The organism is Paracoccus sp. SCSIO 75233 (assembly GCF_027912675.1).
Classification (GTDB): Bacteria; Pseudomonadota; Alphaproteobacteria; order Rhodobacterales; family Rhodobacteraceae; genus Paracoccus.
The window spans coordinates 460099-482757 of the sequence record NZ_CP115757.1; the positions used below are offsets into that span (position 1 = coordinate 460099).

Annotated in this window: 18 protein-coding genes; 8 read left to right on the forward strand and 10 right to left on the reverse strand. The window is 63.0% G+C overall.

Translation table 11 applies throughout. From position 1 onward, the window contains the following. Nucleotides 1-82: 82 nt before the first annotated feature. On the reverse strand, nt 83-1261 hold the full coding sequence (gene metZ, locus PAF12_RS02320) for an O-succinylhomoserine sulfhydrylase (RefSeq protein ID WP_271108408.1): 1179 nt from the start codon (nt 1259-1261) through the stop codon (nt 83-85). A 96-nt stretch (nt 1262-1357) separates the two neighbouring features. On the opposite strand from metZ, the gene PAF12_RS02325 reads away from it, so the two are divergent. Next, the gene (locus tag PAF12_RS02325; protein WP_271108409.1) at nt 1358-2350 is read left to right on the forward strand and encodes a DUF726 domain-containing protein; all 993 of its coding nucleotides are present in this window, start codon (nt 1358-1360) and stop codon (nt 2348-2350) included. Here PAF12_RS02325 and PAF12_RS02330 read toward each other — a convergent pair. From PAF12_RS02330 to PAF12_RS02340, 3 genes are all read right to left on the reverse strand, one after another. Continuing rightward, nucleotides 2323-2919, reverse strand: a complete 597-nt coding sequence (locus PAF12_RS02330) for an inner membrane-spanning protein YciB (protein WP_271108410.1) — start codon at nt 2917-2919, stop codon at nt 2323-2325. The two genes, PAF12_RS02325 and PAF12_RS02330, sit on opposite strands and share 28 nt — an antisense overlap. Before the next feature lie 9 nt (nt 2920-2928). After that, nucleotides 2929-3831: an EamA family transporter gene (locus PAF12_RS02335; RefSeq protein ID WP_271108411.1), complete on the reverse strand. Its 903-nt coding sequence runs from the start codon at nt 3829-3831 to the stop codon at nt 2929-2931. Between the two features lie 72 nt (nt 3832-3903). Further along, nucleotides 3904-4866, reverse strand: a complete 963-nt coding sequence (locus PAF12_RS02340) for a thioredoxin family protein (protein ID WP_271108412.1) — start codon at nt 4864-4866, stop codon at nt 3904-3906. Nucleotides 4867-5131: 265 nt separating this feature from the next. Here PAF12_RS02340 and acnA point away from each other — a divergent pair, with 265 nt between their 5' ends. Next, nucleotides 5132-7900, forward strand: a complete 2769-nt coding sequence (gene acnA / locus PAF12_RS02345) for an aconitate hydratase AcnA (protein ID WP_271108413.1) — start codon at nt 5132-5134, stop codon at nt 7898-7900. 126 nt (nt 7901-8026) lie between these two features. Further along, on the forward strand, nt 8027-8389 hold the full coding sequence (locus PAF12_RS02350) for a helix-turn-helix transcriptional regulator (protein ID WP_271108414.1): 363 nt from the start codon (nt 8027-8029) through the stop codon (nt 8387-8389). Nucleotides 8390-8422: 33 nt separating this feature from the next. Here PAF12_RS02350 and PAF12_RS02355 read toward each other — a convergent pair whose 3' ends face one another. Beyond that, complete coding sequence (locus PAF12_RS02355; RefSeq protein ID WP_271108415.1) at nt 8423-8740, reverse strand: metalloregulator ArsR/SmtB family transcription factor; 318 nt, start codon at nt 8738-8740, stop codon at nt 8423-8425. Continuing rightward, nucleotides 8737-9756: a cation diffusion facilitator family transporter gene (locus tag PAF12_RS02360; protein WP_271108416.1), complete on the reverse strand. Its 1020-nt coding sequence runs from the start codon at nt 9754-9756 to the stop codon at nt 8737-8739. Before PAF12_RS02360 ends, PAF12_RS02355 begins: the two co-directional genes overlap by 4 nt. A 284-nt stretch (nt 9757-10040) precedes the next feature. Between PAF12_RS02360 and PAF12_RS02365 the strand changes: the two genes are divergently transcribed. The 3 genes from PAF12_RS02365 to PAF12_RS02375 are packed head-to-tail and all read left to right on the forward strand — an operon-like array spanning nt 10041 to nt 15392. Continuing rightward, nucleotides 10041-10601, forward strand: coding sequence for a hypothetical protein (locus tag PAF12_RS02365; protein ID WP_271108417.1), 561 nt, complete (start codon nt 10041-10043; stop codon nt 10599-10601). Next, the gene (locus PAF12_RS02370; protein ID WP_271108418.1) at nt 10543-12021 is read left to right on the forward strand and encodes a DNA polymerase Y family protein; all 1479 of its coding nucleotides are present in this window, start codon (nt 10543-10545) and stop codon (nt 12019-12021) included. Before PAF12_RS02365 ends, PAF12_RS02370 begins: the two co-directional genes overlap by 59 nt. Continuing rightward, nucleotides 12018-15392: an error-prone DNA polymerase gene (locus PAF12_RS02375; protein ID WP_271108419.1), complete on the forward strand. Its 3375-nt coding sequence runs from the start codon at nt 12018-12020 to the stop codon at nt 15390-15392. The genes PAF12_RS02370 and PAF12_RS02375 overlap by 4 nt, the downstream gene beginning before the upstream one ends. Nucleotides 15393-15429: 37 nt before the next feature. Here the strand turns inward: PAF12_RS02375 and PAF12_RS02380 are convergent, their stop codons facing one another. From PAF12_RS02380 to PAF12_RS02395, 4 genes are all read right to left on the reverse strand, one after another. Next, entirely contained in the window at nt 15430-16836 is a 1407-nt protein-coding gene (locus PAF12_RS02380; RefSeq protein ID WP_271108420.1) for a hypothetical protein, read from the reverse strand. Nucleotides 16837-16840: 4 nt separating this feature from the next. Continuing rightward, nucleotides 16841-17713 (reverse strand): hypothetical protein, encoded by an 873-nt coding sequence (locus PAF12_RS02385; RefSeq protein WP_271108421.1) that lies wholly within the window; start codon nt 17711-17713, stop codon nt 16841-16843. 363 nt (nt 17714-18076) lie between these two features. Continuing rightward, nucleotides 18077-18853: a 23S rRNA (adenine(2030)-N(6))-methyltransferase RlmJ gene (locus PAF12_RS02390; protein ID WP_271108422.1), complete on the reverse strand. Its 777-nt coding sequence runs from the start codon at nt 18851-18853 to the stop codon at nt 18077-18079. Nucleotides 18854-19217: 364 nt separating this feature from the next. After that, nucleotides 19218-19379 carry a DUF1127 domain-containing protein gene (locus tag PAF12_RS02395; protein WP_271109633.1) on the reverse strand — a complete coding sequence of 54 codons (162 nt, stop codon included), beginning with the start codon at nt 19377-19379 and terminating at the stop codon, nt 19218-19220. 387 nt (nt 19380-19766) lie between these two features. On the opposite strand from PAF12_RS02395, the gene PAF12_RS02400 reads away from it, so the two are divergent. Together PAF12_RS02400 and mraZ are read left to right on the forward strand one after the other, a co-directional pair. Next, the gene (locus tag PAF12_RS02400) at nt 19767-21212 is read left to right on the forward strand and encodes an IS1182 family transposase (protein WP_065331940.1); all 1446 of its coding nucleotides are present in this window, start codon (nt 19767-19769) and stop codon (nt 21210-21212) included. A 928-nt stretch (nt 21213-22140) separates the two neighbouring features. After that, complete coding sequence (gene mraZ / locus PAF12_RS02405; protein ID WP_271108423.1) at nt 22141-22656, forward strand: division/cell wall cluster transcriptional repressor MraZ; 516 nt, start codon at nt 22141-22143, stop codon at nt 22654-22656. Nucleotides 22657-22659: the final 3 nt, after the last annotated feature.

Here is a 22659-nt window from a genome sequence, read left to right on the forward strand (position 1 = left end):
TCCGATATAGGGTGAATTTGCCTGAACCGAAGGGTTCCGGCGCGGAAAAGACGTTTTGCCTGCTTTCCCCGCCGGTCCCGCCTTACCGTTCCAGTGCCTGACGCAGATCGGCGATCAGGTCGTCTGCATCTTCCAGCCCGACCGACAGCCGGATCATGCCGGGGCTGATGCCCAGCCGGGCGCGATCCCCTTCCGACAGCCGCTGATGGGTTGTCGTCGCCGGATGGGTGACGATGGATTTCGCATCCCCGAGATTGTTGGAGATCAGCACGAGGTTCAGCCGGTTCAGCATCGCAAAAGCCGCATCCTTGCCGCCCGCGACCTCCAGCGCGACCATCGTCCCGCCCGAACCCATCTGCTGCATGGCAAGCTCATGCTGCGGGTGGTCCGGCAGGCCGGGATAGATCAGACGGCTCAGCGCGCCATGCCCGCTGAGATCCTTTGCAATCGCATGGGCGGTGTCGGACATGGCCCGGACACGCAGATCCATCGTGGTCAGCCCGGTCAGCATCATCCAGCTATGAAACGGGCTGATCGCGCCGCCGGTATGCTTCAGATAAGGCTCCGCCACCTCGCGCACGAATTGCCGCGTGCCGCAGATGATCCCGCCAAGGCCCCGGCCCGCGCCGTCGATATGCTTGGTGGTGGAATAAATCACCACATCCGCGCCCTGCTCGACGGCGCGCGAAAATACCGGTGTGGCAAAGACGTTATCCACGATCACCAGCGCGCCGTGAGCATGCGCAATCTCCGCGACCGCCGTGATATCCACGACCTCAAGCGCCGGGTTGGAGACGGATTCGAAGAAAACCGCCGTTGTCCCCTCACGCACTGCCGCGCGCCACTGATCCAGATCGGTGCCGTCGACAAGCGTCACCTCGACCCCGTATCGCTGCATGATGTCGAGAACATACAGATTCGACCCGAACAGCGCCCGTGCCGCGACCACATGGCTGCCGGACTGGCAGATCGCCATCAGCGCCCCGTTGACCGCCGCCATCCCGGATGCGGTCGCAAACGCGTCTTCCGTCCCTTCGAGCGCCGCGATGCGGTCTTCAAACATGCGGTTGGTCGGGTTGCCGTAACGGGCATAGATGAATTCGTCATCCCCGACCTGCTCGAACCGCGCCTCGGCCTGTTCGGCGGTCTCGTAAACGAAGCCCTGGGTCATGAACATCGCCTCGGCCATCTCGCCATACTGGCTGCGACGGGTTCCGGCGTGGACGGCAAGGCTGCGCTTGTGCAGATTGCGATTGTTCATGACTGGCCTCTTTGGTTGAGCCTCCGCGATACGCCTGCTGTTGCCTTTTGGCAAGCATCGGCGGAGGAAATGCACCGATACAACCCGGACAGGCGAATGTCACAGCCCTGTCACGCTCCGGTCATGGCCCTGTCGTGGAGGAGCTTTACCCCGCAGATGACGGAAACCATTGCGATAACGCTCATGGCTTTGGCGCATCTCAATCGTGGTCAAACGGTCCCGTCGGCTTTGTTGAAACAAGCCGCCGCATTGCCGGAGGGTGCGCCGCTGATCGTGATGATCCACGGCTATCGCTACTGCCCCTCCAAGGACAGCCACGATCCGCATCGTCATATCCTCTCGCTGAACCCCCGGCTTGACGGATCGCGCCGCCTGCGGTCCTGGCCCTCCGAACTCGGCATCAGCGCCAGCGGGGCAGAGGCGCTTGGCATCGCCTTCGGCTGGTCGGCACGCGGCAACCTGCCCGCCGTCTATCGCCGCGCGGCGGAGGTCGGGCAAGAACTGGCCGAGGTGGCGGCTGTCCTGTCAGAAGCAGCGGGGCGCCCGGTCCACATGGTCGGTCACTCACTGGGCGCGCGGGTCGCGCTTCAGGCGATGCAGGCGGCGCAGCCGGGCAGCATCGGCCGGCTGATCCTGATGGCCGCGGCAGAGCTGCGCCCGCAGGCGGAGGCGGCGATTTCCAGCCCGGCGGGCAGACAGGCGGAGGTGTTCAACATCACCTCGCGCGAGAACGACATTTTCGATTTCTTCCTCGAACTCGCCGTGTCCGGCGGGCGGCAGCGGGCGCTTGGCTTCGGTTTGCCGGAACCGGCGCGCAACTGGCTCGATCTGCAAATCGACGCGCCGGAGGTGCGCAGCGCACTTGGCAGCCTCGGCTTTCCGATTGCGGCTGACACGTCGCGCGCCTGCCATTGGTCGCCTTATCTGCGCGAAGGGATGTTCGATTTCTACCGCGTGGCGCTGTCGCAGCCCTGGGCGCTGCCGATCCCGCTCTTGCGCGCCAATCTGCCGGTGCGTCAGGCCCCCCGCTGGTCGCGGCTGCTTGAGCCGCCGCGCCGGGCTCAGTCCTCTTCCTTCTCCAGAGCGTAGCGGTTGAACAGACCGGCATTCGCCATGAAGAAGGCGAACATGATGACCGGCAGGCCGAATGTCTTGAAGTTCACCCATGAGGTGTCCGACATCGTGCGCCAGACGAACTCATTCGCCACCGCAAGGCCAAGAAACAGCAGCGCCATCCGCCGGGTCAGCTTCACCCATCCCTCATGCTGCATCGGCAGCGCCTCGCCCATGACCAGCTCCAGCCAGTTCCGGCGCAGCGCCAGCCCCAGCCCCAGCAGCCCCGCGAAAATCGCATAGATGATCGTTGGTTTCATCTTGAAAAACCGCTCGTCATTCAGCCAGACGCTCAGCCCGCCGAACACGATCACCAGCACCAGCGTCATGATCTGCATCGCCGACAGCTTCCCCGTCAGCCGCCACAGCGCGAAGGTCGTCAGCGCCAGCACCGGCACGAAGATCATCGTCGCGAAGATGAACCCGCCATATTCGGTTCCGCCGATCATCACCGTGCGGTCGCGCATGACCATGAAAACGACGAAGAACAATATCAGCGGACCGTATTCCAGCCCCGCCTTGACCCAGGGGTTTACGCGGTTCATGGCAACTCCTTATCTCGCGCCGAATTCCATAATGATCGCACCCGCCGCGATCAGCGCCATCAGCGCAGTGCGCCTCGGGCCCACCTTTTCGCCCAGGACGAGCCAGCCGACAAGGGCCGCGAACACGGTCGAGGTCTCGCGCAGCACGGCCGCGCGCCCGACCTCGTCGATCCGGGTCGCCATCATGATCGAGCCGAAGCTGACAAACGCCACCAGCGCCCCGATCAGCCCGCGCAGACCCAGCGGCACCAAATCCGTCCGCGGCAACCGCGCCAGCCGCCGCATCGTCCATAGCGGCATGAAAATCCCGTCCAGCAGGAAAAACCATGCCAGAAACGTGAACGGGTCGGCTGTCTGGCGAATGCCCCACGCGTCATAAGTCGTATAGGCGGCGACAAACACGCCCGTGATCAGCGCCCAGCCAAGCGCCGGCATCAGCGTTTCTCGCCCGACCTCCAGCTTGCGATAATTATAAACCGCAAAGCCGAGAATGCCCGACACCAGTATCGCCACCCCCATCCACTGGGTCAGGTTGTACCGCTCCTGAAACACGATCCCGGCGGCAATTACCGTCACCAGCGGTCCCGTGCCGCGCACCACCGGATAGACGACCGTATAGGCACCGCGCTGATAGGTCATCGCCTGCGCCATCTTGTAGCTGATATGGATGACCAGCATGCCTGCGAAGATCGGCCACATATGCGGCTCCGGCCACGGGACCACGAACAGCGCCACCGGCAGGCTGATGACGATCACCCAGATGTCGATTGCGGCGCGGCTGACCCAGGGGTCGTGGCGGCCCTTCTGCAATGCCCCGAAGATCGCATGCATCAGCGCCGCTGTCAGCGCCAGCAGCGAGGCGATCCGCGCCCCCTCCGGCGTGCCGGATATCTGATTGATCAAATCGACCATATCGGCTTATTGGACCCGCATCGTGGCGACGTCCATAGCCTGCGTGGGTTCGGTGATTGCGGGGGGTGCCGCTTAATCCAGCCGGAGCGCCGCGAAGATTTCTCCCGGCACGGATTTATTCATCTTCTGGACCAGCAACGCATGGCGCGTATCGCCCGGAAGATTTCCCCGTTGCCCGGCCCCGAGCGTGATTTTCAGCCGCAGCGGCGCATTGCCGTCCCAATTCGCCAGAACCTCGCTCGTCATTACGACATTGCGCATTATGATCCGCCTGCCGGCATTTTCTCCGGCCTTGATCTCGGCCACCCGCTCCGGGACGTAGCGGATCAGGACGATGGCAATATTGCGGGGCAGGGCGCGCTGCGGCGTCAGCTCGATCTCCGTGCGGTCGCCGGATTTCTTCCGGGTGATCGCGACCTTGTCGCCCTCGGCGCGCTGATCGGTAATCGCGGCCATCAATGCAGCGGGGCGAACGTCATTGACCGCAACCTCCCCGCCCACAAAGACCTGCGGTGTGAACAGATAGCGTGATCCGGCCACGGCATTATAGCCCTTCTGACGCCTTGCGAATTCAGGGCGCGCGAAGCCGTCCGGCCAGCCGAGATAATCCCAGTAGTCGATATGCCAGCTCAGCGGCAAGACGTCGCGACGCCCCGCCAGATCGGCCAGCAACTGCTCGGCAGGCGGGCAGGCGGCACAGCCCATTGCCGTGAAAAGCTCCACCACAACCGGCGAGCGTGCTTCCGGCCCCTGCCGCCGCCGTGGCTCCGCCGCAGATGAGCGTGGCTGGGGCGCATCGGCTGCGCCCGCTGAACCGCCCAGCGAGAAACCTGACCGGCCATCCACGAAACCGCGATTCCCGCCATCCAGATCGGGTGCGATCCCCTCATTCTTGTTCACGGCATCGTTCATCGCGTCAAAAACCGCTTCCACATCATCCATGATTTCGCCGTAATCCCGGTCGCTATCCGAAACCGGTGCCTGCGCGTGACTCATCCCGGCAGAAAATGCCGAGATGCCGACAGCCAGCGACATAATCAGAGCAATGATGTAGGGTGTGTTTCGCATAGTCTTTCGTGATGACGTGTTATTCTGGAATAGGGCATTGCCCCGGATTTCCCAAATCAAGGCTGTGTGACGCTTCAGACGTTCTGCCTTCGTTGCTCTTGTGCAACAAAGGCGTATTCGGTATGCAATAGCATACAATTTGCGCGCCGGCCACTTGAAACGCGCCCCGGAATGGGGCATCTGACACCCGAACCGACCGCCGTACCCATCAAACCGACAGGGAGAGGCCCATATGCCCATCGTCACCGGAACCGATACCGCCAAAACCCGCCGCACGCTCAGCGTTGGCGACCAGAGCGTCGATTATTACTCCATTTCTGCCGCGACCGAAGCCGGTCTCGGCGATTTTTCCAAGCTCCCGGCTTCACTGAAAGTTGTGCTGGAAAACATGCTGCGCTTCGAGGATGGCGGCAAGACGGTCAGCACCGACGACATCAAGGCATTTGCCGAATGGGCGCAGAAGAACGGCAATAACCCGCGCGAGATCGCCTATCGCCCGGCCCGCGTGCTGATGCAGGACTTCACCGGCGTTCCTGCCGTGGTCGACCTCGCGGCAATGCGTGACGGCATCGTGGCCCTTGGCGGCGACGCGCAGAAGATCAACCCGCTGAACCCGGTGGATCTGGTCATCGACCACTCGGTCATGATCGACCAGTTCGGCACCCCACGTGCGTTCCAGTACAATGTGGAGCGTGAATATGAGCGCAACATGGAACGCTACACCTTCCTGAAATGGGGTCAGAAAGCGTTCAACAATTTCCGCGTGGTGCCGCCCGGCACCGGCATCTGCCACCAGGTGAACCTGGAATATCTGGCCCAGACCGTCTGGACCGACAAGGACCAGAACGGCGCTGAAGTCGCCTACCCGGACACGCTGGTCGGCACCGACAGCCACACCACGATGGTCAACGGCCTTGCCGTTCTGGGCTGGGGCGTCGGCGGGATCGAGGCGGAGGCCGCGATGCTCGGCCAGCCCATCTCCATGCTGATTCCCGAAGTGGTCGGCTTCAAGATCGACGGCGCGCTGAGGGAAGGCGTGACCGCGACCGACCTCGTGCTGAAGGTCGTGGCCATGCTGCGCGAACACGGCGTTGTCAGCAAATTCGTGGAATTCTACGGCGATGGTCTCGACAATATGCCGCTGGCCGACCGCGCGACGATTGCGAACATGGCCCCGGAATACGGTGCCACCTGCGGCTTCTTCCCGATCGACGGCGAAACCCTGCGCTATCTGGAACAGACCGGCCGTGACAAGGACCGCATCGCGCTCGTCGAAGCCTATGCCAAGGAGAACGGCTTCTGGCGCGACGAAAACTATGACCCGGTCTATACCTCGACCCTGCATCTGGACCTCAACGACGTCGTTCCGGCCATCTCCGGCCCGAAACGCCCGCAGGACCACACGCCGCTGGATACCTCTGCCAAAGCCTTCTGGGATCTTGTCATGGGCACCCGCTTCCCCGAGGAATCCAAGCGCGCCGAAATCCGCTGGGATGCCGAGGGCGGGGCGCGCGAACCCGGCTACGTTCCGGGCGGCCGTCACCGTGGCTTCTCCGAAGGCGCGGTCGAGGGCGAGGATTACAAGCTGCATGACGGCTCCATCGTGATCGCCTCGATCACCTCCTGCACCAATACCTCGAACCCCTATGTGCTGATCGCCGCCGGTCTCGTCGCCCGCAAGGCGCGTGAGCTGGGTCTGGACCGCAAACCGTGGGTGAAAACCTCGCTGGCCCCCGGCTCGCAGGTCGTGTCGGAATATCTGGAAGCCGCCGGGCTTCAGGAGGATCTGGACGCCATCGGCTTCAACCTCGTGGGCTATGGCTGCACCACCTGCATCGGCAACTCCGGCCCGCTTCAGCCGGAAATCTCGAAATCGATCAACGACAACGACCTGATCGCGGTGTCGGTGCTGTCGGGGAACCGCAACTTCGAAGGCCGGATCTCGCCCGATGTGCGCGCGAACTACCTCGCCTCGCCGCCGCTGGTCGTGGCCTATGCGCTGGCCGGTGACATGAATATCGACCTGACCCGCGATCCGCTGGGCAAGGACAAGAACGGCAATGACGTCTATCTGAAAGACATCTGGCCCTCGACGAAAGAGGTGGCCGACATGGTCAACGCCGTCGTCACCCGCGAGATGTTCCAGGAGAAATATGCCGACGTGTTCAAGGGCGATGAACGCTGGCAGGGCGTCGAAGTCACCGACAGCGAGACCTATGACTGGCCGCCGACCTCGACCTATATCCAGAACCCGCCCTATTTCCAGGGCATGTCCCGGGAACCCGGTCAGATCGACGACATCAAGGATGCCCGCGTCTTGGCACTTCTGGGCGACATGATCACCACCGACCACATCTCGCCCGCCGGTTCTTTCAAGGATACCACGCCCGCCGGGAAATACCTGACCGAGCGTCAGGTCGCGCCGAAGGATTTCAACAGCTACGGCTCGCGCCGCGGCAACCATGAAATCATGATGCGCGGCACCTTCGCCAATATCCGCATCAAGAACGAGATGCTGGACGGTGTCGAAGGCGGCTACACCAAGGGCCCCGACGGCAAGGAAACCGCGATCTACGACGCCTCGATGGCCTATCAGGACAACGGCACCCCGCTGGTCGTGATCGGGGGCGAGCAATACGGCGCAGGCTCCTCGCGCGACTGGGCGGCCAAGGGCACCAACCTGCTGGGCGTCAAGGCGGTCATCGCGGAAAGCTTCGAGCGCATTCACCGCTCCAACCTCGTCGGCATGGGCGTCATCCCGTTCGAGTTCACCGGCGGCGACACCCGCAAGACGCTGAACCTCAAAGGCGATGAGCAGATCACCATCGAAGGGCTGGGCGAGGTCAAACCGCTCCAGATCGTCGATGCGCAGATCAAATATGCCGACGGCACCGAAAAGACGATCCAGATCAAGGCCCGCATCGATACCGAGGTGGAGATCGAATATCTGAAAAACGGCGGCGTGCTGCACTACGTTCTGCGCAACCTCGCAGCCGCGTAAGCGCCGCCCCCTCAAACGACCAGAACCCCCGGCCATCCGCCGGGGGTTTCCCTTTTTCCGGCTTGCGACAGCCTATAATTCGATTATTCTAGATATATCGAATCAATTACACCCGGAGCGACCCCCATGAACCAATCCCAAGCCATGACCGCCCTGTCAGCGCTCGGCCAGGAAACCCGGCTGGAGACGTTCCGCCTGCTCGTCACCGCCTGCTGCCGCGGCCTGACCGCTGGCGAGATCGGAGAGAAAACCGGTGCGGTCCAAAACACGCTGTCCACCCATCTCGCCACACTGTCACAAGCTGGCCTCATCACGTCGAAGCGCGAGGGCCGCTCGATCCGCTATTTTGCCGATCTGGACGGGATGCGCGGACTGCTCGGCTATCTGATGGATGATTGCTGCGCCGGACGGGCAGGGCGCAGCACCAGTGATGACAGCGGCGAAGCCTGCTGCGACGCGAAACCGCAACTGGCCGCGAATTGCTGCTGACTGGCGGGGAACAGGCGCGCCCCGCCTGTCCCCCTAATCCTCGTCGTGATCCTCGCCGATATGCCGGGCCATGTCGCGCAGCATATCGCTGACATGACGGTCGGAGAGCTGATAGAACACCTGCCGCGCCTGCCGTTCCGCCCGGACCAGCCGCGCCCCGCGCAGCAGGCGCAGGTGATGGCTCACCAGCGTCTGCGACAGCTCCAGCGATGCGGCAATATCGCCCACAGATTTCGGCGCGTCGAGGCAATGGAACATGATCCTCAGGCGCGTCGGATCGCCCAGCAGACGAAACGTCTCCGCCAGAATGGCGATGTCGTGCTGGGAGGGCGCGTCGTCAGCCCCGCTCATGCCCCGGCTCCTTGCGGGGCAGGCGCGTTCACGCCCGTCCCGGTCTCGCTGCCATGCCCGGCCTCCGCGTGATCGTGGTCATCCGCGCCGCTCAGCTTGCAATGGCTTGCGGCACCCTCCCAACTGATCGCAACGGTCGCGTGGGCAATATCGAACTCGTCATTCAACGCCCGCTCCACGGCTTCGACCACAGCGCGCGCCTCACCCGGATTTTCAGGCCGCACATGCATCGTCGCCATCACCTTGCCGGAGGTGATCGACCAGACATGGATATGCTCGACCGCCGCCAGCCCCGGCACATTTGACGTCAAATAGGCCCGGATTTCCGCAGGCTCTGCCCCTTTCGGCGTCCCCTCCAGCAGAATATTCAGTGCATTTTTCATCAGCGCCCAGGCGCTGCGCAGGATCAGCAGCGAGACGAAGACCGACAGAATCGGGTCCGCTGGTGTCCATCCGGTGAACCAGATGATGATCGCCGCCAGAATCGCCCCGACAGAGCCGAGCAGATCGCCCATCACATGCAGCGAGGCACCCTGAATATTGACGTGATCCTTGTCACCGCGCGACAGGATCCACAGCACCAGAATATTGACCAGCAACCCGGCCACGGCGACCGCCATCATCGAACCGGCCAGAACCGGCTGCGGATTCCAAAGCCGCGTCCACGCCTCGTAAATGATCCATCCGGCAATCAGGAACAGCGTCGTCGCGTTCAGCAGGCTGGCCACCACCTCGGATCGCCCATAACCAAAGGTCCGCTTCTCATCCGCCGGACGCCGTCCCAGCCGAAAGGCCAGATAAGACAGACCGAGCGCTGCCGCATCGGTCAACATATGCCCGGCATCGGCCAGCAGCGCCAGAGAACCGGAAATCAACCCGCCGATCACCTCGACCACCATGAAGCTGGCGATCAGGAAGAAGGACAACAGCACCTTGCGTTCATTGTCGCTGGTGACGGGCGGCGTGTGAGAATGGTCGTGGTCGTGACCTTCTCCATGTGTATCGGCTGGTGACATGACGTACCTCTGATTAAAAATATAACACATGAATATGTGTTCATATATCGTATGTCAAGAAGGCATGGTGCTGATCTTCGCCTGCCGTGATTCCGATAGCGGGCGGAGAAGTCGCCGGATACGGGTCAGCCGGACCGGGACGATCCCCTTACCCTCGACCGGAGGTTTCGTGGCGAAACCAATCGCTGCGGTCTTGCACTGCCTGCAATTCGCATCTTGCCATAAAGGGCGATCTGGTGTTCGGAGGATTTGAACAGCGCCAGCCTGCAGTCTATTTTACCGGCATGTCCTCCGATATCTCCGCCTTCCCTTTGCTGCCTGCCCGTGTCCATGAAGCCTGCGGACCGCTGGCAATCGGTCTGGCTGCGGTTGCGGCAGCGGATGCAGGCGATGTGCTGTGGATCCGGGAAAGCTGGCAGCTGCAAAACGCCAGCATCGGCGGGCTTTCGGCGTATATCGACCCGTCCCGGCTCTTGCTCGCACAGACGAAAAAGCAGGCGGAGACGCTGGCCGTGGCCGAAGAAACCCTGCGTGACGGGCGTGTCCCGCTGGTGGTGATGGAACTGACCGCGCCCCTTGGCCTGACCGCCGGACGCAGGCTGCAACTGGCGGCGAAGGCGGGGCACAGCACCGGGCTCTGCCTGATCCCCGAAGGGATGGGCAGCCCGGCGGCGGAAACCCGGTGGCATATCAGCCCGCTGCCCGACCCTGCCAGTGCAGCGGAAGACTCGACTCTGCAACGATGGGCGCTTATTAAGAACAAATCAGGAACATTAGGTATCTGGCATGTTCGATGGAGCCAATCGGCGCGTCGTCTCATTGTGGTTTCCAAGGCTCGCGAGTGACCGGGCCTTGCGGTTGCGCCCTGTCGCGGGGCCGTTCGCGCTGACCTTGCGGCAGGACAATACCAACCGGATATATTGCCTGAATATCACCGCCGAACGGCAAGGGCTGTATCGCGGCATGATCTTTTCCGATGCCCGCGCCTTCTGCCCCGATCTGCAAAGCCGCCCCGCCGAGCCGATGGCGGATCGGTGTTTTCTGAACAACCTGCGCCGCTGGGCCACGCGGTATTGCCCCTGGGTCGGGTTTGAGGGTGAGGACGGGCTGGTCATGGACATCACCGGCTCCGCCCATCTTGCGGGGGGCGAGGCGGCGATGCTGGCCGATCTGCGCCAGCGGCTGGCCCGGGTCGGGCTGACGGTGCAGATTGGGCTGGGCGACACGCGCGGCGCGGCCTGGGCGCTGGCGCGGCATGGCGAAGGCGTGGCGGCACCGGGGGCGGCGCAGGCGGCGCTTGACCCGCTGCCAGTGGCGGCATTGCGGCTGGACAGCGACACCGTCACGGCGCTGCAGAGGCTGGGCCTTCGCACCATCGGACAACTCGCCAATGCCGCCCGCGCCCCGCTCGCCCGCCGTTTCGGCCCGGACCTGCTGATGCGGCTGGATCAGGCGCTTGGCCTGCAACCCGAGCAGATTTCCCCGCAAGCCGAGCCGCCCCATTACGGCGTGCGGCTGAGCCTGCCCGAACCCATCGGGCTGGAGGCGGATGTGATGGCCGGAACCGAACGCCTGCTGATCCGCCTCTGCGACAAGCTGATCCGGGACGAGGCCGGGGCGCGGGTGCTGTGCCTGACCCTGCGCCGCGTGGACAGCCACGCCCGGCATGTCGAGCTACGCCTTGCCCGCCCCTTGCGCGACCCGGCCCGCATCCTGCCGCTTTTCGCGCGCGACATCGGTCAGGTCGACGCAGGCTATGGCATCGACCAGATGCGGCTTGAGGCGACGCAGGTTGAGCCGCTCCCGACCGAGCAGATCAACCATGCCGGGCCCGACAACCGGGACCGGCTGGACGACCTCATCACCCGCATCGGCACAAGGATCGGGCTGGAAAACATCCTGCGTTTCCTGCCCGCCGACAGCCATATCCCGGAACGCAGCTTCATCATGGCACCGGCGGCTTATTCCAGCCCCGAACCCTTTCCCCCGCCCCCGCGTCTCCGCCCGCTGATCATGTTCCGCCCCGAAGCGATCCGCGCCACCGGCCCGCGCCCGCCGCAGCAGTTCCGCTGGCGACGGATGCGCCTGACGACCATGCGCGCGACGGGACCGGAACGGATCGCGCCGGAATGGTGGCTGAACGATGAAAACTGGCGCAGCGGGCCGCGCGACTACTGGCGGGTCGAGACAACACAGGGCCGCCGCCTCTGGCTGTTCTACACGCCGCAAGATCCCGGCTGGTTCGTTCAGGGAGAGTTCGCATGATCGAGATCAATCGCGAGAATCGCCCGGTCGAACCGCCCCGCAGCACCCTGTCAGCCCGGTCAGGCGGCTATGCGGAGCTTTGCGTGACCACGAATTTCACCTTCCTGACCGGGGCCTCCCATCCCGAGGAATTCGTCACCCGCGCCGCCGAGCTGGGCCTGTCGGCCATCGCCATCACCGACCGCAACTCGCTGGCCGGTGTGGTGCGGGCATATTCGGCGCTGAAAATCCTGACTGAAAAGGCGGAGGAGGCGATCCGCATCCGCTCGCAGCATCGCATCGACACATGTTCGCGGCAGGAAATCGGCACGCCCCGCGACATTCCCGCGCCCGAGGTGCCGCATCTGCCGAAGCTGATCACCGGCTGCCGTCTGGTGCTGCGCGACAGCGCGGTCGAATGGCTGGCGCTGCCCACTGATCTGGCGGCCTATAAACGGCTGACGCGGCTGCTGACGCTGGGCAAGCGGCGGGCCGGGAAGGCGGAATGCCATCTGGACCTTGCGGATATGCTGGACCATTGCGCCGGCATGATCCTGATCGCGCTGCCGCAGGGCGGGCTGACGGAGGCCGCGCCCGATATCCAGCGCCTCCGTCGCCGTTTTCCGGGCAATGTCTTTCTGGGGGCCGCGCCGCGCTATGACGGCTCGGATCAGGCGCATCTCGATGCCTGCGCCCATCTGGCGCTGCGCTGTGCCACGCCAATGGTGGCGGTTGGCGATGTGCTGATGCACCGTGCCAGCCGCCGCCCGCTGGCCGATGTGCTGACCTGTATGCGCGAGCATTGCACCATCGACAATATCGGCACCCGCGCGCTCTTGAATGCCGAGCGGCGGCTGAAAGGCCACGCCGATATGGAGCGGGTGTTCTACAACCACCCTGCCGCGCTGCGCCGCACGCTGGAAATCGCCAACCGCTGCGCCTTCAGTCTGAAGGAACTCAGCTATCAATATCCCGATGAGATTGCGGAGGGCGGCGAGACCCCGATGGCGCGGCTGACCCGGCTGGCGCAGGAAGGGATGCAGCGCCGCTATCCGAACGGCGCGCCGGAACGGCCCCGGCAGCTGATGGCCAAGGAACTGGCCGTGATCGAGGAACTCGACTACCCCGCCTATTTCCTGACCGTCCATGACATCGTGCAATATGCGCGTTCGCAGGGGATTCTGTGTCAGGGGCGCGGCTCGGCGGCGAATTCGATCCTGTGTTACCTTCTGGGCATCACCGATGTCAGCCCCGACCAGATCGGCATGGTGTTTGAACGCTTTGTCTCACGCCATCGCGGCGAGCCGCCCGATATCGACGTCGATTTCGAACATGAGCGCCGCGAAGAAGTCATCCAGTGGATTTATGAAAAATACGGCCGCCACCGCGCGGGGCTCTGCGCCACCGTGATCCATTTCCGGTCCCGCGCCGCGATCCGAGAGGTCGGCAAGGTCATGGGGCTTTCGCAGGACGTGACGGCGGGAATGTCCGGCTCGATCTGGGGGCATTCCAGCGACGGCCCCGATCTGGACCGCGTGCGCGAACTGGGCCTGAACCCCGATGATCGCCGGCTGGCCCAGACGCTGCGCCTGATTGGGGAACTGATCGGCTTTCCGCGCCACCTGTCCCAGCATGTCGGCGGGTTTGTGATCACAAAGGGTCGGCTGGACGAGCTTTGCCCCATCGAAAACGCCGCGATGGAGGATCGCACCGTCATCGAATGGGACAAGGACGATATCGACGCGCTTGGTATCCTCAAGGTCGATGTGCTGGGGTTGGGGATGCTGACCTGTATCCGCAAGGCGTTCAAGCTGCTGGCCGATCACGAAGGGATGGCGCTGACGCTGGCGAGTGTCCCGCCCGAGGATCCCGCCACTTATGACATGCTCTGCGTGGCCGATGCGGTCGGTGTGTTTCAGGTCGAAAGCCGGGCGCAGATGAATTTCCTGCCGCGCATGAAGCCGAAGGAGTTTTATGATCTGGTGATCGAGGTCGCCATCGTCCGCCCCGGCCCGATTCAGGGTGGTATGGTTCAGCCCTATATCCGCCGCCGTCAGGGGCTTGAGGCACCTGAACCCTTCGGCGCCGAACTGGAAGAGGTCACCCGCCGCACCCTCGGTGTACCGCTGTTTCAGGAACAGGCCCTGCAGATCGCCGTGGTCGGCGCGGGCTATACCGCCGAGGAGGCCGATCAGCTGCGCCGCGCGCTGGCATCCTTCCGGCGCATGGGCACGATTGGCGATCATAAGGAAAAATTCATCGCCGGCATGCTGGCTCGCGGCTACAGCCCCGAGATCGCCGAACGCTGTTTCAGCCAGATCGAGGGCTTTGCCGATTACGGTTTCCCCGAAAGCCACGCGGCGGCCTTCGCGCTGCTGGTCTATGTCTCGGCATGGCTGAAGCGCCATCACCCGGCGGTCTTTGCCTGCGCGCTGCTGAACGCGCAGCCGATGGGCTTTTACGCCCCGGCCCAGATCGTCCGCGACGCCCGCGACCATCAGGTTGAGGTGCGCCCGATCTGCGTCAATCACAGCGCATGGGACAACACGCTGGAACGCCGGGGCGATGGCGCGCTGGCCCTGCGGCTTGGCTTTCGCCAGATCAAGGGCTTCCGGGAGGACGACGCCGACTGGATCGCGGCCGCGCGCGGCAATGGCTATCCCGACCCCGAATCCCTGTGGCTGCGCGCCGGGATCGCGCCTGCCGTGCTGGAACGTCTGGCCGAGGCGGATGGCTTCGCCGTCATGGGCCTCACCCGCCGCGACGCGCTGTGGCAGGTCCGCGCGATCCGGGGGCAGGCGCCGCTGCCGCTGTTTGGCGACCCCATCGACGGCGAGGCGATCCACGAGCCCGCCGTCACCCTGCCGCAGATGCATCTGGGCGAGGAGGTGGTCGAGGATTACGTCGCCACCCGCCTGACGCTCCGCGCTCACCCGATGGAGCTGCTGCGCCCCTCGATCCCCGGCCTCACCCGCCACAGCGAGTTGACCGCGGCCCCGCTGCGACGCACCGCCGTCTGCGGCCTCGTCATCACCCGCCAGCGGCCCGGCACGGCGTCCGGCGTGATCTTCCTGACGCTGGAGGACGAAACCGGCGTCTCAAATGTGGTGGTCTGGAGCAAGGTCTTCCAGCACTTCCGCCGCGAGGTCATGGGCGGCCGCCTGCTGCGCGTCACCGGCAAGCTGCAACGCGAAGGCATCGTCGTGCATCTGATCGCGGAACATATCGAGGATCTCTCGCACCGCCTCGGCGATCTGGGTCATCCGATGGAAGATGCCATCGGTCAGATGACCGCCAAGACCGACAACGCCCCCCGTCCGCTGCCCGCACCGCGTGCCATGCACCCCCGCGATCAGGCGAAACGGCTGTTCCCCAGCCGGGATTTCCACTGAGCCCCGGCATTCACCGGCCACCCCCCCCCGGCAACCGCTATGGCGCTGAAATATCCCCGGCCAACTCGGCCAGATAAGCCTCGATTGCCGGCAGGCCCGTCTGCAGATCGGCCTGCCACGGATCGTCAGCGCGGGCCGGATCAAAACCCTCGCGCCCGCTTTCCCAATCATCGGCCAGCCCGTCCCGGTCGCCATCCTGCCGCCGTGGTCCCGACAATTCGGGCCAGCCGCCAGCCTGTTCGACCGAATCTATGACCTTCCCGGTACATTCGACGAGGCTCAGCAACACGCGCTCATCCAGCGGGTCGGGATCGCGACGGCCATCGATCCGGTCGCCAACCAGCGGCGGAATTTGCCGCATCACCTCCCGCGCCGGGATCGGCTGCACTGAGACAGGCTCCACCGGCTGGCGCGCCTGATCGAACCACGCCTTCGGGTCCAGGATCGGCAATTCCCCGGCAGCCTCGCAATCCTTGCGCCGTGCGGCAATATTGTCGCGCACATTGATCGTGATCTCGTTCCCCTCTTCGAATTCCAGCGATTCGACAGCCCAGGCGGCGCGCGGGCGGGAGCTGGGTCCGGTCAGGGCGACATTGCCGACATAGACGAGGCTCAGATTTCCGGTAAGGTCGTAAGCCTCGCCGAACTGGCTGATAGGGTTGTAGAAAATATTGTTCACCACCTCGATCGGGCCGATCTCCGTCCCGTTCACATCGGGGTTCCGGTCGCGATTATGGGCAAACAGATTGCCCCACAGCGTGACCCGCCCGCATTCGTTATCCGTCCCCTCCTTGGAGCAGATCAGCGCGCCCTTGGAATGCTTCCCCTTCGGATGGGTGGAGTTGTCCAGCCCGTAAGCGACAATGCTCCGCTCCAGCGTAATATCGGCGGACACGCCGTCGGAGACATGAAGGCTGAAATTCTCATCCGTTGCGAACATCAACGACAGATTGCCGAAATAAAGCCGCTCGCCATCCTCGATGGACAGCGCGTCGACAACGGGCGACGGCTCAAGGCTGGGGCCGGGGCGCAGCTTCAGAAACCGCACGACGAGATCGTGAATATTCACGATCACCAGCGGCGACCGCGCCGATTTGCCGTTGCGAAGCTGAACCCCCTGTCCCGGTGCTGTCTGCCCGGCGATATACAGATTCGATCCCGGCGTGATCGGCGTGTCCAGCGTGATCGTGCCCGCCACATCGAAAATGCAGATCCGTGGCACGTCACCGTTTTCCGCGCAGTCGCGCAGCGTTCCCGGCCCCGCATCGTCCAGCGAGGTCACGGCCATGACCTCGCCCCCGCGCCAGCCGGTCGCGATCTGGCCGAAACCGACCGCGCCGGGAAAGGCCGGACGTTGCTCCTGACCGGCTGCCGGACCGGCAAGCAAGGCCAGCGCGCAGCATATTGCGCGAGGGGCGGGCGACCATATTGTTTTGACCGGCATGACCTCAGCCCTGTCCCTGTTGGGGGGCATCCGGCCCGATTTGTGCGACAAGCCCGGCAATTTCGGAGCCACGGTTGAATTGCTGGCGCGGCTCCAGCCTGCCGCCATCCGTCAATTCGAACAGCGTTGCGTCATTGCGGTCGCTGCGCTCCTGCGTGCGCACGACCAGCAGCAGTGATCCCGGCCCGGCAAGATAGTCGCGCAGATTGCCGATCGCGGTTTTCAGCCCGTCCTCGCTGAAATAGCCGAGATTGAGGATATTCGCCGCACGGATGAAATTGAACCGCCCGCGAAACGCCGTTCGCGGGACCAGCACATCATCCTCCACCAGCGAAATCTCGGGCGCTTCGGTGACACCGCGCGATGCCAGCGTTACGGGCCGGGCGTCGCCTTGCGCAATCCGCGCCGCCACCCGACGCGCCAGCACACGCGCCGCCATGAACCGTATCGGCGCCATCAATGTCAGATAATCCAGCCGCCGGATCCAGGGGCGCGTCGCGCGCGAGCCGAATTCATATTGAAGCGGCCAACCCCGCTGGTCGGACAGAACGCGCAGCCCGCCGCCCAGATCGACCAGATAGCCATGCAGATAAAGATCGGTCCCGGTGATCTCGGGCGAGACCCCGGCGCGTTTCAAGGCGTCCAGCAATTCCAGCGTGCTGACGGCGGCTGACACACCCACATCCAGAACCTGAACGGGCCCCGGAAAAGCCCCGGCCAGGATACCGGCGATCCGGTCATCCAGATCCTCGAAACGATTATGGCGCGTCGTCTTGAACGACGCATTGTTCATTTTCAGGGATGCGTAGAACGCGGCCTCGACCTCGGGGGGAATCGCACGCCTGTCCTGATCGAAATACTCGCTTGCACTGATCATCACATTCACTCGCCCAACCGACCGAACGGTCCGCGTTTCAACCAGACCGGGCCAACCGCGCCAGTCAGCGTCGTATTTCGACTGAACCGGCACCGATTTGCCCTTCAGCGCTGACGATACCCTAGCCGAAATCCGCCTCTCTCGCAATTGTCCAGATGGCGAACTGCCGGGGACCGGCGGGTCCGTCAGCCTCGTTCGGGTTCGCTTTCCTAACCGCCGGGACTCGTCAACCTGATCGGGGTTGAGCGGATTCGGATGCGGCGTGATCCGACAGAATTATCCGTGATGGACCCGTGACCTGACAAGCTGTGTACAGGCGGTGTACGTCCTGTGTACGCGCGGTGTACGGGGTGTGCGGGCGATTCAGCCAGCGAAAACAGCCGCCAGCCGGGCCGCCTCATCGGCGAGGCCCCAGGGCGGATTCACCACGAAAATCCCCGATCCGACCATCCCGTGACCGGGCTTCGCAGGCGGGAATCGCACCTCCGATTTCAGCCCATCGGGGAAGGCCGTGCCGAGTGTGTCGACCATAGTTGTCTGTAAGTTGATATCGCTCAGCACCGGATACCACAGCACCAGCACGCCGACATTCCACTTGCGGGCTATATCGCTCAGGAAACCGGGTATCGCGCCGTAATCCGCCTTCACCTCATAGCTCGGATCGACCAGCATCAGCCCGCGCCTCGGGGTCGGCGGGGTCACGGCCTGCGCCATCGCGAACCCGTCCTGCCGGTGCAGTTTCGCGCCCCGGACCGCCTGTGCCAGTGCGTCATGCTCGGCGGGGTGCAGCTCGGCCAGGTGCGCCGTGTCGCCGGGGCGCAGGAAATGCTGCGCGATAAGGGGGGAGCCGGGATAGGCGCTCGCGCCGTGACGCTGCCTGACATCGTGCAGCGCCCGCATCAGCGGATGATCCGGCGGCAGCCATTGCCCTGATTCCGCGCGCCCGATCCCGGCTTCGGCCTCGGCGGTCTTGCGGGCTTCGGCGGAGGCCAGATCATAGAGCCCGCGCCCGGCATGGGTCTCGATATAGCTCAGCGGTTTGTCTTTGCGGGTCAGGTAATCCAGCATCCATGCCAGCAGCGCATGCTTGTGCAGATCGGCGGCGTTCCCGGCGTGATAAATGTGCTGATATGACAACATCCGCCCTTATCCCGCAGCTTGCCCGAAATGAAAAGCGGCGACGCCCAGGGAGGAGGAGGGGCGCCGCCGCATCAACGCTGGCCCAGGGAGGAGGAGGGGCCGCGTATAGGTTGCGATACAGGCAGGGAGGAGGACGCCCGTATCGCTGATATCGGCCTCATGGGAGGAGGAAGAGACCGACATATCCCGGTGTTTCAGCAGCGGCCCCGCAGGGAGGAGAGGCAGGGCCGCCGCCATACCAACAGGACCTAGGGAGGAGAGACGGTCCTGTCGTATTTAGTCAGCGGCACCTCCAGGGAGGAGGAGGGGAGGTGCCGCCTTAACCCGGACCCAGGGAGGAGGGAGGGTCGGGTATTCAAATTCCTTACTTACCCCAGGCCGCCTCGGCGGCGATGCGGGTGATCATGCTGCGGTGAATGCCCAGATCGTTCAGCTCACGGCTGGACAGGCAGGACAGCTCTTTCACGGTCTGGCGATAGACAACACGGCGGGCGCGGGCCTCTTGCAGGCGCGCAATCATACCCATGAAGCCGGTGCCGGCTTTGCGGCCTTCGGTGATGCTGTGGGTCAGAGTGTTCGTTGCAGCCATTGCTCTTATCGCTTCATATAACTTGTTTCATGTTGACGGCGTCGCATTTCGTTCGCGCCGTTGAGGAGAAGATGGCCCAATTGCTGCGCTTGCACAACGATCAATACCTCAATGCTGCTATGCAGAAAGCGCAATGCATCCACCCCGGGGCACGAGAAAATCACGCATTCGTTATTGCTTACGGGCAACACATCCAAATTACGCGACCGGCAACCTGCCGAATTGGTCAGTTCCGGCAGGTTGGTTAAGCGAGGAGGCTGTGTGAAAACTCCCTTGCTGATCTGAATGATGGTATGATTTCTGCATTCGGTGCGGAGGCATTTTATGGGTCAGTTTATTGAGGGCATTGATCGACATCAGGCGATGTTGCTACCTGAATGCCTTAACGACTACGTGGGTGAAGACAGCGCAGTTCGAGCGATTGATGCGTTCGTTGAGATGCTTGATCTTGCCGTGCTGGGCTTCAGCGCGTCGCCCGCTGCGACGGGTCGACCCGGCTATCATCCGGGGCTGATGCTGCGAATTTACCTGTACGGCTATCTCAATCAGGTCCAGTCATCGCGGCGATTGGAGCGTGAGTGCGGGCGCAACTTGGAGCTCATTTGGCTGACGGGCCGTTTGAAGCCGGACTTCAAGACAATTGCGGACTTCCGCAGGGATAACGGCCCCGCGATCCGCAAGGTCTGTCAGCAGTTCGTCGCGCTATGTCGCGACATCAACCTGCTGGATGGGACCCTCGTTGCTATCGATGGCAGCCGGTTCAAGGCGGTGAATGCGAAGGCCAAGAACTACACGCGTGGCAAGCTGCGTCAGAAGCTGGGCGAGATTGACAAGGCGATTGAACGATATCTGGGTGAGTTGGATCGCGCCGACGAGGTGTTTGAGCAGACCGGAACGGTATTGCCCGAAGCGCGCATGGAACGCACCCTGCGAAAGCTGGAACATCTGCAAAAGGAAGCCTGTCGCTACAGATCGATCGAGAGACGCATGGATGAAACGGGCGAGGCACAGGTGTCGCTGAGTGATCCCGATGCGCGCTCCATGGCGACAACGTCCCGCATGCCGCGCGTCGTGGGATACAACGTCCAAACGGCGGTGGAGGCAGATAACCACCTTATCGTCGCCCATGAAGTCACCATGCAGGGTTATGACAGGGATGCTTTGTCGATGATGGCGGTGGCCGCCCGCGATGCGATGGCCACAGATCAGATCGAGGTCATCGCGGACAAGGGGTACTACAAGAGTGAAGAAATCCTGGCCTGCGAAGAGGCCGGTATCGCGGTCGTTGTCCCCAAACCTCAAACATCGAATGCTGGTGCGCGCGGGCAGTTCGACAAAGCCGATTTTGCCTACGACGCTGCGGCTGACGCTTACATCTGCCCGGCAGGCCAACAACTGATCTATCGGTTCACGGGTCAGCAAGACGGCAAAGCGATCCGGACCTACTGGTCCAGCCACTGCGAGGGTTGCGTGCTCAAATACAAATGCACGAACAGCAAAGAACGTCGCATCCGTAGGTGGGAACATGAAGATGTTCTGGAACGTGTTCAACAGCGCCTGGACAAGGATCCCACCCAACTGGCTGTGCGCAGCATGACGGTCGAACACCCCTACGGCACGATCAAGTCATGGATGGGTGCGACGCACTTCAAGATGAGGCGGCTGAAAAACGTCGCCACCGAGATGGCCCTGCACGTTCTTGCCTACAATATGACCCGCGTCATGAAGATCATCGGCATCCCAGCCCTGATTGCCGCGATGAGGGCCTAATCCGCGATGCTTTGGCAAAAACGGCTTCTTGAAAAGGGAAACTGACCCAGAGCGCCGCAGAGGCGGAATCCTGGCCGAACCTGAAGTTTCCAATTGAACCGATTGGCAAATCACGCTCCAAGACCCAAACTCGGGGAAAGCTGGGCAACACCAGCCAGTTTCCACACAGCCTCCGAGCAATGCAGCCATTAAGCGAAATCTACTGAGCTTAATGAAGTGACGTGGCGTCACGAAAGTTCTTTCTTGAACTGGCGCATATTCGTTCCACGGGGTATATGCGCATGGCCGCAGCGCGAAAAAACCTTGCCGCTATGCCCGGATTCTCTTCCCGCGTCGCTATGGGATGGCTGGGAAAAGATGGGAACGGCAACGATAAAGCCGAATCAAAGGCTGTTGAACGCGCTTGAAGGCCAGGATTTCTGCTGATTCAAAGACGGGTTTCCGTCTTTCTGCGAGTGTCGGGCAAAAATTTTGGGATTTGCCGGGCCATCGCGGGGAAATCTCAGGCATACAATATGTAGTTATCCGTTCTCTCCATTCCACCACAGATATACGAACGTCACGTTTTGTTCCGCGTTTATGTATAAGTTTTCTGTGCAGCCATCATGGGTTACAGGTCCCGGAACCGCAGTTTTCCATTGCTTCCCGTGAATTCCCATGTCATCACTTAACTACGGAAACGGGCTCAAGGGGCGAACAAGACCCCACAGGCGAAGGCAAACTTCATACAGGCACCCCGCTTCCGACAAAGACGGTCCCGAACGCGTGAGCAGCACCTTCCCCAGGGTGACGCGAGGGACCGGCCCGCCAACGAGCGGGGCCCAGAGATGGGAACGAGGGCGGCGGATCGGGCAGTGGCAGCGGCCCGGTCCGCCTTTCTTTTCCGGGTGAGCCGGAAAAGTCGCAGGATCGAAGGAGAGGCTTGCCGGTGGCGCGCAAGTTCAGAGGCTCGGAAGACGTCAAGGTGGACGGGAAGGGTCGGATGTCGATCCCGGCCCGGTTCCGGCGTATTTTCGAAGCTGGCGATCCTGACTGGAAACCCTCTGAACGGACCCGCATGATCGTGGTCTACGGCCCGAAGGACTGGCAGAAGCTGGAATTCTATACCGTCGAGGCAGCAGATCGCATCGACGAGGAAATCGATCAGTTGCCGCGCGGTTCGAAACAGCGCCTGTGGCTGGAAACCCTGATGAACGGGATGGCGACCGAGGCCGAGATCGACACCGATGGCCGTCTGGTCCTGCCGCAGAAACTGCGCGACAAGATCGGGCTGGAAGATGCGGCGTTCTTCACCTCCAAGGGTGATTTCGTCGAGGTCTGGAACCCGGATGCCTATTCGGAGGCCAGCGAGTCGCTTCAGGACTACATGTCGCAATTCCCGCCGGATTTCGATCCACGCAGCTTCCTGTCTGCCGCATCGGCGGCGGAACCGCACGAGGGCTAGGTC

Excerpts from the sequence above, each read along its gene's own strand:
- PAF12_RS02385 (WP_271108421.1), bottom strand. The coding sequence starts at position 17,713 with ATGATCAGTGCAAGCGAGTATTTCGATCAGGACAGGCGTGCGATTCCC.
- PAF12_RS02350 (WP_271108414.1), top strand. The coding sequence starts at position 8,027 with ATGAACCAATCCCAAGCCATGACCGCCCTGTCAGCGCTCGGCCAGGAA.
- PAF12_RS02365 (WP_271108417.1), top strand. The coding sequence starts at position 10,041 with ATGTCCTCCGATATCTCCGCCTTCCCTTTGCTGCCTGCCCGTGTCCAT.
- PAF12_RS02375 (WP_271108419.1), top strand. The coding sequence starts at position 12,018 with ATGATCGAGATCAATCGCGAGAATCGCCCGGTCGAACCGCCCCGCAGC.
- PAF12_RS02340 (WP_271108412.1), bottom strand. The coding sequence starts at position 4,866 with ATGTCGCTGGCTGTCGGCATCTCGGCATTTTCTGCCGGGATGAGTCAC.
- metZ (WP_271108408.1), bottom strand. The coding sequence starts at position 1,261 with ATGAACAATCGCAATCTGCACAAGCGCAGCCTTGCCGTCCACGCCGGA.
- PAF12_RS02390 (WP_271108422.1), bottom strand. The coding sequence starts at position 18,853 with ATGTTGTCATATCAGCACATTTATCACGCCGGGAACGCCGCCGATCTG.
- PAF12_RS02330 (WP_271108410.1), bottom strand. The coding sequence starts at position 2,919 with ATGAACCGCGTAAACCCCTGGGTCAAGGCGGGGCTGGAATACGGTCCG.
- PAF12_RS02355 (WP_271108415.1), bottom strand. The coding sequence starts at position 8,740 with ATGAGCGGGGCTGACGACGCGCCCTCCCAGCACGACATCGCCATTCTG.
- acnA (WP_271108413.1), top strand. The coding sequence starts at position 5,132 with ATGCCCATCGTCACCGGAACCGATACCGCCAAAACCCGCCGCACGCTC.
- PAF12_RS02400 (WP_065331940.1), top strand. The coding sequence starts at position 19,767 with ATGGGTCAGTTTATTGAGGGCATTGATCGACATCAGGCGATGTTGCTA.
- PAF12_RS02370 (WP_271108418.1), top strand. The coding sequence starts at position 10,543 with ATGTTCGATGGAGCCAATCGGCGCGTCGTCTCATTGTGGTTTCCAAGG.
- PAF12_RS02360 (WP_271108416.1), bottom strand. The coding sequence starts at position 9,756 with ATGTCACCAGCCGATACACATGGAGAAGGTCACGACCACGACCATTCT.
- PAF12_RS02325 (WP_271108409.1), top strand. The coding sequence starts at position 1,358 with ATGTCACAGCCCTGTCACGCTCCGGTCATGGCCCTGTCGTGGAGGAGC.
- PAF12_RS02395 (WP_271109633.1), bottom strand. The coding sequence starts at position 19,379 with ATGGGTATGATTGCGCGCCTGCAAGAGGCCCGCGCCCGCCGTGTTGTC.
- PAF12_RS02335 (WP_271108411.1), bottom strand. The coding sequence starts at position 3,831 with ATGGTCGATTTGATCAATCAGATATCCGGCACGCCGGAGGGGGCGCGG.
- PAF12_RS02380 (WP_271108420.1), bottom strand. The coding sequence starts at position 16,836 with ATGCCGGTCAAAACAATATGGTCGCCCGCCCCTCGCGCAATATGCTGC.